This window comes from Paludicola sp. MB14-C6 (assembly GCF_030908625.1).
In the GTDB taxonomy this organism is placed as follows: Bacteria; Bacillota; Clostridia; order Oscillospirales; family Ruminococcaceae; genus Paludihabitans.
Window position 1 is genome coordinate 154,989 of record NZ_CP133133.1, and the last position, 15,117, is coordinate 170,105.

The window sequence follows — 15,117 nt, forward strand, 5'->3', positions numbered from 1 at the left end:
CCCCATATGCAAAAAATTAAAATTACCGTAATGAAACAAACTATTTATCCTGACCTCATAGAACAATATGAAAATCCTATTACTCATGCTTGCGATATGGAAGTGGGACAAGTTTTCATCGCCAACGGTTGGGAAAAGCCCGATGGCTTATGCCAAAGTGCGTGGGACAGTATGTCACCCTTTGTGATGACCCTCGCTCATGGCGGTGGCAACTTTTACGACGGGTGGATGAAGAACGAAAAATCTGCTATGATTTCTTGTAACGATGGATTTCGTCCCGTAAGCTTTTATATTGAAGTAATAGAATAATCACATTTCCCCTATTACCACAAAGGAGCAAAGTGCATTACAGCACCTTGCTCCCTATTTTTTACTCGTCAAGTAACCAATCTATTAAATTCAAATGCCTTATGCCATTGAAATTTGCATTCTTTGGAACTTCGTCTAAGGTCAGCAAGATTTTTGGAAAGTGGTCTTGAATGCTCTCCAGTGGTGAAAGCTCTCGCCTTAAAGTTGTTTCATCTAAAACCGATGCTGAGATTTGATAATACTCTAAGCCATTAGAATTTTTTGCAACAAAGTCAACTTCTTTTTCAGAAAGCTTCCCAATGTTGACTTTATAACCTCTGCGAACAAGTTCAAAATAGGCAACATTTTCAATTAAATGCCCTATATCCGAAGCGCCGGAGGAAAGCAGTAAATTACGAATGCCAGTATCAACAATATAATATTTGCCTAATGTCTTAAGATGCTGTCTGCCCTTGATGTCGAAACGGTCAACCTTGTAAAAAATATAGGCATCGCACAAGGCTTTCATATAACTGTCAATGGAATTTACAGAGGTCTTTCGTCCTGCGGAGTTTATGGTGTCGCTGATTTTCTTTGTAGAAACAGGACTACCAATACTTGATGCCATTACTTTCACAATGCTTTCCAAAAGCGATATATCTGTTATTCCTTCACGTTTTGCTACGTCTTTCACTAAAATGGTATTGTAAATTCCGTCAATGTAGCTTTCCATAATAGGTTCATCTTTTGAAATTGCAGCAAGGTATGGAAACGAACCAAAACGCAAATAATCAGCAAAATGTTCTCTTGTAGATTTATTGCTTTCGTTGTTTGCGATTACATATTCCTTGAATGATAGTGGTAGCATAGCTATGGTTACATATCGTCCCGAAAGTAGGGTTGCAAGCTCACCCGACAACATATAGGCATTGGAGCCTGTGATATATACATCGGTGTTTTCCTTGATGAATAAGCTGTCTACTGCCTTTTCAAAATCCTTGCAGTTTTGAATTTCGTCCAAGAAAATATAGGTGTATTTATCTTTGCAAAGTCGTTCTTTGATATAGGCATATAGCTTTTTATAATCCAACAGCTCCTCAAAATCCAAGTCCTCTAAGTTGATGGATATAATTTGTTCAGGCAGAACTCCTGTGGATAATAGATAGTCTTGATACAACTTAAATAGTGTAGATTTACCGCATCTACGAACACCTGTAACAACTTTTATAATTTGTTTTTCACGCAAACTGATAAGTTCACTTAAATATTCTTTTCGTTCAATCATGGATAACACCTCATTTCAGTTTCAAGTATAGCAAAAAGTTATATAAATGTCAAAGTTATTTCTCTATAAAATAATAACTTTATAATTCGACATGTTTTTTATTAAAGATTTCAGTAGCTATTATCTATTTGTTGTGGTATCCTTTGTGCTTACAAAGGAGGTGCTACAATAATGCCCAGTATCTTAGATGACCTATACCACAGCCTTTACAAACCAACAGAATTTACAGAACTAGAAAACTCAATCGAAGAAAATCACAAAATCCTTATTGAACATCTAACAAAAGAAGATAAAAAATTGGTACTTAGAATTATTGATGCCGAAGAAATGATTTGTAACTACCAAAGCAAAGAAAGTTTCATACAAGGATTAAAATTTGGCATTGAACTTAAAACAGAATTGCAAAATTACAAAGGCAACAGTGATGAGAGTGAACCCCTCAATGACTGTGGTCAATCATTTACGACCAAGTGCGACGATGAAACATAGATATAAATTATAAGCAACGATAAAAATGAATATTAAAAGAGAAATGGCATAACAAGATGCTACTTCTCTTTTGCAAATGGTATTTAAAACTTCAATCTCTCCACCGTAATCAGTTTTAAAAATCCTCCCAGTGCTTCATGGACTGCAAAATCGCTAAATCTTCTCTTGGAGCAGATGAAAAGTTCACTGTTGTATAGGGGATTGAGTTTCGCAGCGGCCTCTTCAAATTCAACAACCATATCCTTGCCTGCAATTTCTGTGGTGTCGGATAATATTTTTACAAACACTGCCTTGCTTTTTTCGGGTATGTAGCAGTCAAAGGTATATTCAAAGCCTTTAGTTTTCAGTGTGTATGGGTTGTCCCTCACTTGTTCAATCGTTGCGTTAGCAACACAGCAAATCAATCTATTACGAATAACTTTGAAACAAGCCTCTCGATAATGAGTTTCTACATCTTTCTTTATAAACTGCGGATAAATTTCAGAAAAGAAAAAGGTATCAAACGTTCCAATTTCAATTAAATTTCTGTTTGGATAGATATACTTAAACCAAATTTCTAAGTAGCTGTTTGCAATGGAGTAGACTGTTTTATTATCAACCTTTGAAGTGATTACATATCCGCAATCAATAAGGGATCCTAAATATTTATCACACTTGTTGTAGGCAAAGCCTGTGGATTTGCCTATTTCACTAACTCTGTGATTACCGCAAGCAATGGCATATAAAATCATCATATAACTTTCAGGTGTTCTAAAACTTGAACGCAGCATTTTTTCCGCAAACGTTAGAAACAGTGAATTTTTATCAAACATCTTTTGCAAATTGTCTTTGAAAGGAACGCTGTCATCAAACAATTTAATTAAGGGAACAAAGCCGCCTGTCAGCGTGTGCAGTTCTAAAATTTCTTGGTTACTCCAATTCGGAGTAGCCTTTTTTGTTTTTGCAATGGAAATTGGTTTCGAGTCGATACAACGAAAAGCCAAATTCAGCTTGTTTGTATTCGCCCCTTGATTAAAAATCAGCACCATAAAAATGCGGTTTCTAATGGTGGAATTCATAAAATCATTGAGGGCATTGCAAAACTCATTGTCGCTCAAAAGACTTTCAATATCATCAAAAATAAAGATTGGCTGAAATTTTGCAATCTCATTTATTTTAGAAAATATTTCGTTCCAGCTGTGAATTTGTTGCTCATCAAATAATGTTTGGGAAAGGAATAACCTTGCCATAGATTCATTTAAGTTTGCAAAAGAAAAGTAAAAATGCTTTCTCTCTTTTACAAAGTCTAAAGCGAGTTTGGTTTTTCCGCTGCACATTAAACCGGTCAATGCAACAACTGTATTTTGATTGCTCCATTTGTCATCTCTTGTTTGAAAATAATAAAATTCACTCTTCAAACTCTCACCGCCTTGCTGTCATATCTAAATATGATAATTTGTTTTATGTTTCCATTATACTCTTAAATCGCAATAAATCTCAAGGCATTATGAAAGAAAAAGCTTGAAAACCTATTAAAAACAAAGCTGTTTGTAAATAATTTGTGAACATTTAAAAATTAGGGTGTACAGGTGTAACGTAACTTTGCCTATAGAATTAAAGGGGGAAAAAAGTAAGAGTTATTTTAATTAAGAAGAAAGGATAGGAAAATGAAAAAAGAATTTAATGTAGTCACAGGTGAAGAACTGCTAAACAAACCACTTCGAGAAATTGAGTTTGTGGTGGAAAATTTAATTCCCAAAGGACTTCATCTACTTGCAGGTGCTCCAAAGGTGGGAAAATCGTGGCTTGCACTTTGGCTTTCGCTAATGGTTTCCAAAGGAGAAGATGTCTGGGGAAACAAGGTAACACAAGGCACAACTTTATATCTCTGTTTTGAGGATAACGAAATTCGTATTCAAAACAGACTGTTTGAAATTACAGATGATGCTCCAAACAGTGTCTGTTTTTGTACCGAGCAAGCAAAACTTGAAACCGACCTTGAAGAACGCATCAGAAATTTTGTAAGCGGTCACAGCGATACGAACTTAATTATCATTGATACTCTGCAAACAATCCGAAAAGCAAATGTAGATAGCAGTTACTCAAATGATTATTCTGATTTACTGCCTCTTAAAAAACTTGCGTATGAGCTCAACATTGCAATCATTCTAATTCACCATTTAAGAAAACAAAAAGACAGCGATAAGTTCAATGAAATTTCGGGCAGTACAGGACTGCAAGGTGTAGTTGACACAATGTATGTTTTATCTTCTGATGATAAACGAAGTGAGAAATCAACTTTGTATTGTATCGGTCGTGACATTGAGAAACGTGAAATTGAGTTGGAAAGAAGCGAAGAAAATATTTGGATTAAAACTAACGACAGCTTCAACAATCCTGCATTTCACTTTTCAGATTTACTCAAAACCATGGTGAAATTCATAAAAGATAAAAACAGTTTTTGCGGAACACCTACAGAATTGTCGGCACTGCTCAGTTCTTATAGTGACGATAAATTTTCTGAACGCATTATTTCAAAACATATTCGCCTGCATAAAAAAGAGCTTGAAAACCTTGGAATCATGGGAGATTTTCGTAGAAGCAATGGCAAAAGAATTATCGAATTACTGCTGCTTAGTGACGATAGTGACGTTAAAAACCATAGTTCATAGACTGCCAATTTTGTTGACCCTATCGGCACTTGTAAAACAAAAGCATACTCGCAACCGTTGCCCCGTGTCCGCCCTCGTGTGCGATTATAACTGACAGGTAGGGTAGTAATGCCATAGCAATAGAAAAGAGCAAATTTGGCGAGATTTGAGGGCGAACGATTTCTTCACCATTCCATAGTTTTAGGGAGGTTGGCTGATAGAGGAATGTGTCGGCAATGTGCACAACGCATTGGCTTTATTGGGGTGAACCCACCGTTCGATAGCGGTGCAGGATAAAGCAAGGTGCTGTAAACGCACCTTGCGACCACATCGGACGGCAATGCCGACCGAAGAAACCCCTCTGTTAGGGGACTTTTAGACTAATCAAAAATCACTATTGTGCATTATGCCAAGGTGCTGTAAAAATTGAAATTGGCTGTTGAGGGTGATGTAAAAGCAAAAATATCCCATAAACTCGAAATTTACAGGGTGACGTTTACAGTGATGAAGCGTAAAAAGGAGGATTTTTTATGGAGAATAATCTAAACGAAAACAAGGAACGAGTTAATGCATGGCTACCGCCATCCATGATTAAAAATATGGAACGATTGTGTGAGCCAAACAACTTTAAAAACAAGTCAGAATTTATTTATAACGCAGTAGATTTCTACATTGGTTATCTCAACAGTCAAAATTCATCCGCATATCTTTCAAAAATATTGATGTCTGCACTGCAAGCAACTTTGAAAGAAACAGAGATAAGACACGCAAATAATATTTTTAGATTGTCGGTAGAAATGAGTATGATGATGAATATTCTTGCCGCCGGACTTGAAATCAGTGATGACGATTTGCGAAAACTTCGTGGCAGATGTGTAAAGGAAGTCAAGGCAAGCAGAGGGAAAATCTGTATGGAAGATGCGTTGGAATATCAAAATGGGAATGAAAGTATTTGATTTTGGAGGGCAGATAAATGGCTTTAATAAACAAAATATTATTCAACACTGCTTTTTTAAAAAGATTAATGATATATACAGCAAAACAATTTAGATTTTTAATTTCCGATAACAAGGGCGAACATCAATTTGGCGGGGACTATAAAATATCATTTCAAAAGCCTATAGACTATATATTTTTAAATAATACCCAAGAAAAATATGCAACCCAGATTGTGTTTTTAAATTCATTGTTGGAAAAAGAATTGCTTTCACAACAGGAATACAACAAAGCAAAGGATTATCTAAAACAAAAATATAAAGTTGCATAGTAAGAATTAGCACTACATACCCACTTAAAATTAGTGGGTATGTAGAACTTTAAAAAACTGAATTGTTTTAATAGACTTAGTGATTGTTTACAGATATACTGTGCTGTAAACATAAAGAAAAGGAGGATGCAAAATGGGCGAAGTTCAAATAATTTCTGCAACAAAGGGTAAGTTTGATATTACAGGGCGAGAAGTTAAAAAGCTTAAAGTAGCAGCATACTGCCGAGTAAGTACCGATTCGGACGAACAGCTCAACAGCTATAACTCTCAAGTTGATTATTATACCAACCTTATTAAAAACAACAGCGACTGGGAATTCGTCAATGTATATGCCGACTTTGGAATTTCTGGTACACAGGTTAAAAAGCGAGCCGAGTTTCAACGCATGATACAGGACGCTAAAAACGGTATGATTGATATGATCATCACCAAAAGTATTTCAAGATTTGCAAGAAACACCATAGACACTTTAAAATATGTAAGAGAGCTAAGAGCCATTGGTGTTGCAGTAAGCTTTGAAAAAGAAAATATTGTAACAACGTCTGAAAACGGCGAAACTTTGCTGACGATACTTTCTTCACTGGCTCAAGGTGAAAGCGAATCCATTTCACAAAACACGAAAATGGGACTTCAAATGAAAGCTAAAAAAGGAGAACTAATAGGTTTTAATTCCTGCCTTGGCTATGGATATGACAAAGAAACAGGTTCCCTTTATATAGTCGAAGAGGAAGCTGAAACAGTCAGATACATTTTCAAACGATATATAGAGGGTGCAGGATGCCACACCATAGAAAAAGAATTGCAAGCAAAAGGCATACTCACTCCAAAAGGCAAAACAAACTGGTCGGGCAGTACAATATCCAAAATCTTAGGAAATGAAAAATATATCGGAGATATTCTTACAGGTAAAACCTACACCATTGACCCGATTACCAAAAAGAGAATTAAAAATGTAGGACAGCAAGACCGCTTTTATCTTGAAAACCATCACGAGCCAATCGTAACAAGAGAGCAGTTTGAGCAAGCGAAGATACTGCGTCATAAGAGGAGCCGTCAATATAATCAAGGCACACTAAGAAAATATAATACAACCTATCCGTTTAGTAACGTGATGAAATGTAAATACTGTGGTGGTACAGTTATAAGAAGAAAAGGCACTTCGGGTAAAAAAGATAGGTTTATGTGGCTATGCAACACTGCCGCTAAAAAAGGAAAAGCCAGTTGCCCAAACTGTAAACTCATAAATGAAGATGTACTCGAAAATAGTTTCGTACAAGCCTTTAACAAACTTTGCGTAGACAATGAAAAAATAATACAAGAGTTTTTGGATAACCTTTCAAAAAGTATTGAGTACCAAGAATATGAAAATGAAGTTAAAGCCTTGCATGATAAAATAAATAAGGCACAAGGTAAGCGTAATCAGCTAATTGACTTGCTTTTAGAAGAAAAGATTGATAAAATTATATATGAGAAAAAATACAAAAAGTTATCCGATGACATTGATGAATTGGAATCAGAGCTAAAAATCGCCACACAAGATTCTAATATGGGCGCAGATTTTAAAACAAGGTTGGAAAGCTTTAAAAATATCTTCAGCCATAAAGAACCCATGGAAAAGTTTGATGGCGAATCCTTCCGAATGCTCATAAAAGAAGTTATTATCGGTGATGAGGCAGAAGATGGCACACCATTACCATACACCATCAACTTCATCTTCAAAACAGGACTTAAAATAAATGTAACACCGCTTTTTCCTAAAGCAGAACCACCAAAAAGCCCACGGTGGGAACCACGCACGTTGAAACGATAATAATGATGACGCATTGTGGTTTTGAAGCAATTTTGAGGCTTGAAAAATGGTGGAAATATAGATGACATGAGGTTATTTTATTGGAATAACATTTAAGGAGACTGAAAGATGAGTATTGAAACAATATCAACAATAGTAATTAGTATCTTAAGTTCATCTTTAATTTCAGTACTAATTTCAACTTTAATATTGGAGCCGATGAAGGACAGAAAAAATATATTTTTGATGAAAAGAAACGTGTCTACGAATCTATCATTATTTTCGCTCAAATTGTTTTGTATCCAGTAGAAGCAAAATATTCTTTAGGTGTAGCAAGATACGATATACAGACAATTAGTGAAGAAGATAGGGTCGTGAATTCTCTCAATGATTTGAAAATGTCTATTCCAAAATTAAAATTAATAACAAAAAATAGTAAAGTAATAGAAAGTACTTTGAATTTTATTGAAAGCAAAGATGAGAAATCATTTAATATTCTTACTGATACTTTACAGCATGATTTATTTAAATAATTCAATATCAAGAAAAGCAGGCTAAGCCTTAGGTTATTTAAGACCTACAGACTTAGCCTCTTTTTTATGCCCAAAAATAAAAAGAAAGGAACGATGAGAATGTCAAAATTATTTATGTACGGCACAAGGATACAGGAGTTGAGCAGATGATGATGCTTGAGTCAAACTTCGCAAAAAACCTTTTGAGTTAATTTACACTATATAGAAGTTCTGCATACGTAGGTAAGCCCCAATGTTTTTTAGAAATCATTGTTTCAAGCTCATCAATTACTATCCTTAGTTGTGTAATTGCTAAAAATACAAAATCGTGATAATACTTTGCAAGCTCTAAACTATCATTTATTAACTTTGCATTTAATACAGCAGCTTCAAGCTCTTCTAATTCTTTATAAAGACATGTAGTCGATTTGGCTAATTTCTTGGCTATGTTAAGTTCTGGTTGCTCTTCAATACCACAAGACTTTTTGCCAGTTATCAAAGTAATAAGTTCATTTTGATAACTGATTGATGATGGTAATATTTCTTTTTTAACAAGATCAATTAAAGTTAGAGCTTCAATATGAATTGTCTTTACATAATTTTCAAGCAATATTTCATATCTTGAGTGCATTTCTGCTTCAGTAAAAACGTTATGTTTACAAAACATTTCCACATTTTTAGGCAAAATAAATGTAGGCAGTGTTTCAACAGTATTTTTTAAGTTGAGAAGTCCTCTTTCTTCAGCTTCTGTAACCCATTCATCAGAATAATTGTTGCCATTGAAAATAATTCTCTTATGTTGTTTCATTGTGGATTGAATTAAAGCGTCAAGGTCTGATTTAAAATTATTACTTTTTTCAAGTTTATCAGCAAATTGGCTTAAAACCTCAGCAACAATTGAGTTTAATACAATGTTAGGTCCAGCAATAGAAAAGTTAGAACCAAGCATACGAAACTCGAACTTATTGCCTGTAAAAGCAAAAGGCGACGTGCGGTTACGGTCTGTTGTATCTTTTGGAAAATGGGGTAGTACAGTTGCGCCTATTTCCATTTGATGCTTTCTTTTGTTTTTATAGCTGCTGTCTGTTTCAATAGCCTCTAAAATTTCGGTTAACTCATCACCGAGAAACATGGATACAATAGCAGGAGGTGCTTCATTCGCTCCGAGTCTATGGTCATTTCCAGCACTTGCAACAGATACTCTTAATAAATCTTGATAGTCGTCAACCGCTTTAATAACTGCCACTAAAAACAACAGAAATTGTGCATTTTCAAATGGTGTATCGCCTGGTTCAAGTAGGTTAACTCCTGTATCTGTTGAAATAGACCAGTTATTATGTTTGCCGCTACCATTTACACCTGCAAATGGTTTTTCATGTAGCAGACAAACTAAGCCATGGCTATTAGCTATACTTTTCATAAGCTCCATAGTAAGCTGATTGTGATCGGTTGCAATATTGGTTGTTGTAAAAATCGGTGCTAATTCATGTTGAGCAGGTGCTACTTCATTATGTTTGGTTTTTGCCAATATACCAAGTTTCCATAATTCTTCATCAAGTTCTTTCATAAATGCTGAAACCCTTGGTTTTAGATTTCCAAAGTAGTGGTCATCAAGCTCTTGCCCTTTTGGAGGCCTTGCCCCGAATAATGTTCTACCACAGTTTACAAGATCCGGACGTTTTAAGTACACCTCTTTATCAACGAGAAAATACTCTTGTTCAGGGCCAACAGTTGTAATGACACGTTTTGCTGTTGTGTTACCAAACAGCTTTAAAATGCGCATTGCTTGTTTGTCGATAGCTTGCATTGAGCGAAGTAACGGAGTTTTTTTGTCAAGAGCTTCACCACTGTATGAACAAAATGCGGTAGGTATGCATAGCGTTCCATCTTTAATAAAAGCATAAGATGTTGTATCCCATACTGTATAACCTCTCGCTTCAAAGGTAGCACGAAGACCGCCTGAAGGAAAGCTTGAAGCGTCTGGTTCACCTCGAACTAGTTCTTTTCCCGAAAACTCCATAATGATTTTGCCATCATTACTTGGAGAAATAAAGCTGTCGTGTTTTTCAGCAGTGATGCCTGTCATTGGCTGAAACCAATGAGTAAAATGGGTAGCACCATTTTCAGTAGCCCAATCTTTCATGGCGTTTGCAACAACATTTGCAACATCAAGCTCTAAATGTGTACCTTGTTCTATTGTCTTTTTTAATGCTTTATAAGTGTCTTTTGGCAATCTTGCTTTCATAACAGTATCATTAAAAACCTGACTACCAAACATATTCGGAATATCTTTCATTGATAATGCCTCCTTTATAATAATTCAATTTGAGCAGCTTTGCAGCCAGATCTTGTTTCTTCATCCCATATGGAAACTTGTACTTCGCCAATATGTGCTTTTTCGAGTAAAAGCATGCACAATCTTGATTGTCCGATACCGCCACCCATAGTAAGAGGGAGTTTTCCTTCTGATAGCATCTTGTGGAATGAATATGTACGACGATTGTCGCATCCTGCTTTTGTTAGTTGTTCGTTTAAAGATTTTTCATCAACACGAATGCCCATTGACGAAACTTCAAAAGCACACTGCAAGACATCACTCCAAAAAACGATATCTCCATTGAGCGCCCAATCGTCATAGTCCGGAGCTCTTCCATCATGCTTAACCCCCGATTTTAACACATCTCCAATTTGCATAATAAAGGCGGTTTTATGTTCTTTCAGGTATGCGTTCTCTCGTTGTTTTGGAGTAAGTGCTGGGTACATATCTTCAAGCTCCTGTGTGGTAATAAAAGACACATCTTTTGATAGAGTACCTTTTATTTCGGGATAGAGCTTTTGAATGGATTGCTGTGTATTACAAATTGCAGTAACAATACTACTAACGGTTTCTTTTAAAGTTGAAATGTTACGTGTTTGTTTATCAATAACCTTTTCCCAATCCCATTGGTCAACATAAATAGAATGAAGATTATCCATTTCTTCGTCTCGACGAACAGCGTTCATATCCGTGTAAAGGCCTTCACCAACAGGAAAGCCATATTGATATAGTGCCATACGTTTCCACTTGGCAAGAGAATGAACAATTTGTGCATTTGTTTTTGTTTCCATGATGTCAAACTCTACTGCACGTTCTACTCCGTTCAAGTCATCGTTTAGTCCTGTTTGCGGTTCAACGAAAAGAGGTGCAGATACTCTTATTAGGTTAAGGGCGTTTGAAAGATTATCCTCAAATGTCCTCTTTACAGTGCCGATAGCTTTTTGTGTGTCATAAACTGACAAAACTGACTTATAACCGATAGGTTTTTCTAGTTTGCTCATAATTAACTCCCTTTCCAAACAAAAAAAATAAGGCACTGCGGACATATAGCCCACAGCGCCTTTGCTGTTTATGCTAATCATGTTATCATGAAAACAAAAAGTTGTCAAGAGGATTTTTGAAAAAATGCAAGAAAATGTTCTGTGCACTTCAAATTATGAGCATTTTTTAACTTTATTCAGTGTATTTTATAAAAAAATGAATTATAATAAAAATTTTATTTCAAATAGTATTGACTAATATACCAATATAAGTTATACTATAACCAGTGAACAAAGGCGTTCATCAGATAATGTAATAAACAGTTAAAAAAAACCGTGTTTATAATTCGGTTTTTAAGTTGTCTATTCAACATTATGTGATGAGCGCCTTTTTCTTTAAAGTAAAGCTCGATGGATTAATTGACTTTAATACATTGGGGGTGATTAGGAGGTTTATATGTTGAAAGAAGGTCAAGTAAGAATACCTTCAGGATGTGCAATATCAGGTATTTTTAATAAATCAGGTGCTCGAATGAGTGGAGAAGATATTATAAAATCGATTGCTGTTATGCACGACCGCTCAAACGGTTTAGGTGGTGGTTTTGCTGCATACGGTATTTATCCTGAATATAAAGACTACTATGCGCTTCATATATTCTATGATAATACAGCGTCAAAAAAAGAATGTGAGGATTTTTTGGAAAGACATTTTGATATTATCAATCTTTCCAAAATACCAACAAGAAAAATAAAAGAAATAACGGATGAACCACTCATTTGGAGATACTTTGTTTCGCCACTTCCAACAAAACTTTCAGACAGTCAGATTGATGAACGGGAGTACTTAGCAAAATGTGTTTTTCGTGTGAACACTCGCATAGATGGAGCTTATGTTTTTTCAAGTGGAAAAAATATGGGCGTATTTAAGGCAGTAGGTTTTCCGGAAGATGTCGGACGGTTCTATCGTTTAGAGGAATATGAAGGTTATTGCTTTACAGCACATGGACGTTATCCAACAAACACACCCGGTTGGTGGGGCGGTGCACATCCTTTTGCATTGCTTGATTATTCGGTAGTACATAACGGCGAAATTTCGTCTTATGATGCCAATAGACGTGCTATTGAGATGTATGGATATAAGTGCACATTGCAAACAGATACTGAGGTAATCACTTATATTATTGATTATCTGCATCGTAAAAAAGGGCTTACTTGGGATGAAATTGCATCAGTAATTGCCGCCCCGTTTTGGCAATCTATTGAACAAATGACGTCAGAAAAAAAAGAATACTATGAATATCTGCGCAATGTATTCTCAGCACAGCTAATTACCGGACCATTTTCAATTCTTGTAGGATTTGATGGCGGTTTAATGGCGCTTAACGATAGACTAAAGTTGCGTAGTATGGTTGTTGGTGAAAAAGGCGATACAGTTTATATTGCAAGCGAGGAGTCTGCAATTAGAATAATAGAGCCTAATTTAGATAATGTGTGGTCACCACAAGGTGGTGAGCCTGTCATTGTTAGTCTTTCTGGATTGGAGGTAAAATAGAATGGCTATTAACTTTTTATACCCTGAATATGAGGTTGTTCGTAATTATGATCGTTGCATAGCTTGCCGTGTTTGTGAACGTCAATGTGCAAATGAAGTCCACACATATTTAGAGGATAGTGGCAAGCTTGTATGTGATGATGCAAAATGTGTAAACTGCCACCGCTGTGTTTCTCTTTGCCCTACAAGAGCGTTAAAGATTGTAAAGAGCGATAATACTTATAAAGAGAATGCTAACTGGAATGGCAAAACAATTAACGAGCTTTACAGACAAGCAAATAGTGGCGGAGTATTGCTTTCTTCTATGGGTAATCCTGAAAATTATCCGATTTATTTTGATAAAATATTGCTTAACGCATCCCAAGTTACAAATCCATCTATCGATCCACTACGTGAACCAATGGAAACAAAAGTATTTCTAGGAGCAAAGCCACAAAATATAGAACGTGACGAAAATGGTAAAATCAAATCGCTTTTACCTCCACATCTAAAACTATCAATGCCAATTATGTTTAGTGCTATGAGTTATGGCTCAATCAGCTATAACGCTCACGAAAGCTTAGCTCGTGCGGCAGAAGAATTGGGTATTTTTTATAACACAGGAGAAGGCGGACTACATGAAGATTTTTACCAATACGGTAAAAATACAATTGTACAGGTAGCTTCGGGTAGATTTGGAGTGCATAAAGATTATCTTGAGAGTGGTGCGGCAATAGAAATTAAAATAGGGCAAGGCGCAAAACCCGGTATTGGAGGCCATCTTCCGGGAACGAAAATTGTTGGTGATGTGTCTAGAACAAGAATGATACCAGAGGGCTCAGACGCAATTTCTCCTGCTCCTCATCACGATATTTATTCTATTGAGGATTTAAGGCAGCTTGTATATTCACTAAAAGAAGCGACAGATTATAAAAAGCCTGTAATTGTAAAAATCGCAGCAGTTCATAATATAACTGCAATTGCAAGCGGAATTGCAAGAAGTGGTGCAGATATAATAGCAATTGATGGCTTTAGAGGTGGTACAGGTGCGGCACCAACAAGAATAAGAGATAATGTAGGTATTCCGATTGAGCTTGCTCTTGCAAGTGTTGATAAACGGCTACGTGATGAGGGTATTCGTGATAATGTAGGCCTTGTTGTTGGCGGCAGTATCCGTTCAAGCGCTGATATTGTAAAAGCAATTGCACTTGGAGCAGATGCAGTTTACATTGGAACGGCGGCACTTCTTGCTCTTGGTTGTCATTTGTGTAGAAGTTGTCATGGCGGTAAATGCAATTGGGGTATAGCAACACAAGTACCTGAACTTACAAAACGATTAAATCCCGATATTGGCTATAAAAGGCTTGTTAATCTATTAACTGCTTGGGAACATGAGATAAAAGAGATGATGGGCGGTATGGGTATCAACTCAATTGAAAGCTTAAAAGGTAACCGCCTCATGCTTAGAGGCTTAGGACTTAATGAAAAAGAACTAGAAGTTTTAGGAATAAAATATGCAGGTGAATAGACGAATCAAGTACATTTCAATTGTATCAAATAGAGAGGATTATTTCATATATGAAAAAAGTATATGTAAACGAAAAATGGTGTCTTGGATGCCATCTTTGTGAATATTATTGTGCTTTTGCAGGAAGCAATGAAAAAGATATGGCAAGAGCTTTAAAAGACATCAAAATAAACCCAAATATAAATATAGAGGAACATAACGGAATCAGTTTTGCTGTTTCGTGCCGTCATTGTAATGATCCCCTTTGCGTTAAGGGATGTATAACAGGTGCTTTAACGGTAAATGAAGGAGTAATTACTATCAATAAAAATAAGTGTATTAATTGCTATACTTGTATACTGAGTTGTCCATATGGAGCAGTTTCAGCGTCTGATAATGGTGTTGTTCAAAAGTGCGAGTTGTGTATAGAGTCAAGTACAGGAACGCCAAGATGCGTTGAGGGCTGCCCAAATGGAGCAATTGTATTTGAGGAGAGAGGGTGAGAAACGTGAATCAAAATGC

General features: G+C 36.0%; 13 protein-coding genes. 9 read left to right on the forward strand and 4 right to left on the reverse strand.

The annotated features are described in order from the left end of the window. The first annotated feature begins 6 nt into the window (after window positions 1-6). Window positions 7-309, forward strand: a complete 303-nt coding sequence (locus tag RBG61_RS00680) for a TIGR04076 family protein (RefSeq protein WP_307944669.1) — start codon at window positions 7-9, stop codon at window positions 307-309. Window positions 310-370: 61 nt separating this feature from the next. Here the strand turns inward: RBG61_RS00680 and RBG61_RS00685 are convergent, their stop codons facing one another. After that, on the reverse strand, window positions 371-1,573 hold the full coding sequence (locus tag RBG61_RS00685; RefSeq protein WP_307944671.1) for an ATP-binding protein: 1,203 nt from the start codon (window positions 1,571-1,573) through the stop codon (window positions 371-373). A 171-nt stretch (window positions 1,574-1,744) separates the two neighbouring features. Between RBG61_RS00685 and RBG61_RS00690 the strand changes: the two genes are divergently transcribed. Next, window positions 1,745-2,062, forward strand: a complete 318-nt coding sequence (locus RBG61_RS00690) for a DUF6809 family protein (protein ID WP_307944673.1) — start codon at window positions 1,745-1,747, stop codon at window positions 2,060-2,062. An 83-nt stretch (window positions 2,063-2,145) separates the two neighbouring features. On the opposite strand, the gene RBG61_RS00695 is transcribed toward RBG61_RS00690, so the two are convergent. After that, window positions 2,146-3,459 carry an ATP-binding protein gene (locus tag RBG61_RS00695; RefSeq protein ID WP_307944674.1) on the reverse strand — a complete coding sequence of 438 codons (1,314 nt, stop codon included), beginning with the start codon at window positions 3,457-3,459 and terminating at the stop codon, window positions 2,146-2,148. Between the two features lie 249 nt (window positions 3,460-3,708). Between RBG61_RS00695 and RBG61_RS00700 the strand changes: the two genes are divergently transcribed. The 4 genes from RBG61_RS00700 (at window position 3,709) to RBG61_RS00715 (ending at window position 7,769) form a co-directional block, all read left to right on the forward strand. Beyond that, window positions 3,709-4,713, forward strand: coding sequence for an AAA family ATPase (locus RBG61_RS00700; RefSeq protein ID WP_307944675.1), 1,005 nt, complete (start codon window positions 3,709-3,711; stop codon window positions 4,711-4,713). A gap of 509 nt (window positions 4,714-5,222) precedes the next feature. After that, window positions 5,223-5,648, forward strand: a complete 426-nt coding sequence (locus tag RBG61_RS00705) for a hypothetical protein (RefSeq protein ID WP_307944677.1) — start codon at window positions 5,223-5,225, stop codon at window positions 5,646-5,648. 17 nt (window positions 5,649-5,665) lie between these two features. Next, the gene (locus RBG61_RS00710) at window positions 5,666-5,959 is read left to right on the forward strand and encodes a hypothetical protein (RefSeq protein WP_307944678.1); all 294 of its coding nucleotides are present in this window, start codon (window positions 5,666-5,668) and stop codon (window positions 5,957-5,959) included. 133 nt (window positions 5,960-6,092) lie between these two features. Next, entirely contained in the window at window positions 6,093-7,769 is a 1,677-nt protein-coding gene (locus RBG61_RS00715; protein ID WP_307944679.1) for a recombinase family protein, read from the forward strand. A 699-nt stretch (window positions 7,770-8,468) separates the two neighbouring features. Here RBG61_RS00715 and RBG61_RS00720 read toward each other — a convergent pair. Together RBG61_RS00720 and asnA are read right to left on the reverse strand one after the other, a co-directional pair. Then, window positions 8,469-10,556 (reverse strand): glutamine synthetase III, encoded by a 2,088-nt coding sequence (locus RBG61_RS00720; protein WP_307944680.1) that lies wholly within the window; start codon window positions 10,554-10,556, stop codon window positions 8,469-8,471. Between the two features lie 14 nt (window positions 10,557-10,570). Beyond that, window positions 10,571-11,578, reverse strand: a complete 1,008-nt coding sequence (asnA, locus tag RBG61_RS00725) for an aspartate--ammonia ligase (RefSeq protein ID WP_307944681.1) — start codon at window positions 11,576-11,578, stop codon at window positions 10,571-10,573. 436 nt (window positions 11,579-12,014) lie between these two features. Between asnA and RBG61_RS00730 the strand changes: the two genes are divergently transcribed. From RBG61_RS00730 to RBG61_RS00740, 3 genes are read left to right on the forward strand one after another with little or no spacing between them, the layout of a single operon-like run. Beyond that, on the forward strand, window positions 12,015-13,109 hold the full coding sequence (locus RBG61_RS00730) for a class II glutamine amidotransferase (protein WP_307944683.1): 1,095 nt from the start codon (window positions 12,015-12,017) through the stop codon (window positions 13,107-13,109). Window position 13,110: 1 nt separating this feature from the next. Continuing rightward, entirely contained in the window at window positions 13,111-14,616 is a 1,506-nt protein-coding gene (locus tag RBG61_RS00735) for a glutamate synthase-related protein (protein WP_307944684.1), read from the forward strand. A 50-nt stretch (window positions 14,617-14,666) separates the two neighbouring features. Then, a complete protein-coding gene (locus RBG61_RS00740) occupies window positions 14,667-15,098 on the forward strand; it encodes a 4Fe-4S dicluster domain-containing protein (protein ID WP_307944685.1) in 432 nt (143 codons plus the stop codon). The last annotated feature ends 19 nt before the right edge of the window (window positions 15,099-15,117 follow it).

Bases quoted from the DNA above. Each gene is read 5' to 3' on its own strand.
- RBG61_RS00680 (WP_307944669.1), top strand. From the start codon at position 7: ATGCAAAAAATTAAAATTACCGTAATGAAACAAACTATTTATCCTGAC.
- RBG61_RS00685 (WP_307944671.1), bottom strand. From the start codon at position 1,573: ATGATTGAACGAAAAGAATATTTAAGTGAACTTATCAGTTTGCGTGAA.
- RBG61_RS00690 (WP_307944673.1), top strand. From the start codon at position 1,745: ATGCCCAGTATCTTAGATGACCTATACCACAGCCTTTACAAACCAACA.
- RBG61_RS00700 (WP_307944675.1), top strand. From the start codon at position 3,709: ATGAAAAAAGAATTTAATGTAGTCACAGGTGAAGAACTGCTAAACAAA.
- RBG61_RS00705 (WP_307944677.1), top strand. From the start codon at position 5,223: ATGGAGAATAATCTAAACGAAAACAAGGAACGAGTTAATGCATGGCTA.
- RBG61_RS00710 (WP_307944678.1), top strand. From the start codon at position 5,666: ATGGCTTTAATAAACAAAATATTATTCAACACTGCTTTTTTAAAAAGA.
- RBG61_RS00715 (WP_307944679.1), top strand. From the start codon at position 6,093: ATGGGCGAAGTTCAAATAATTTCTGCAACAAAGGGTAAGTTTGATATT.
- RBG61_RS00720 (WP_307944680.1), bottom strand. From the start codon at position 10,556: ATGAAAGATATTCCGAATATGTTTGGTAGTCAGGTTTTTAATGATACT.
- asnA (WP_307944681.1), bottom strand. From the start codon at position 11,578: ATGAGCAAACTAGAAAAACCTATCGGTTATAAGTCAGTTTTGTCAGTT.
- RBG61_RS00730 (WP_307944683.1), top strand. From the start codon at position 12,015: ATGTTGAAAGAAGGTCAAGTAAGAATACCTTCAGGATGTGCAATATCA.
- RBG61_RS00735 (WP_307944684.1), top strand. From the start codon at position 13,111: ATGGCTATTAACTTTTTATACCCTGAATATGAGGTTGTTCGTAATTAT.
- RBG61_RS00740 (WP_307944685.1), top strand. From the start codon at position 14,667: ATGAAAAAAGTATATGTAAACGAAAAATGGTGTCTTGGATGCCATCTT.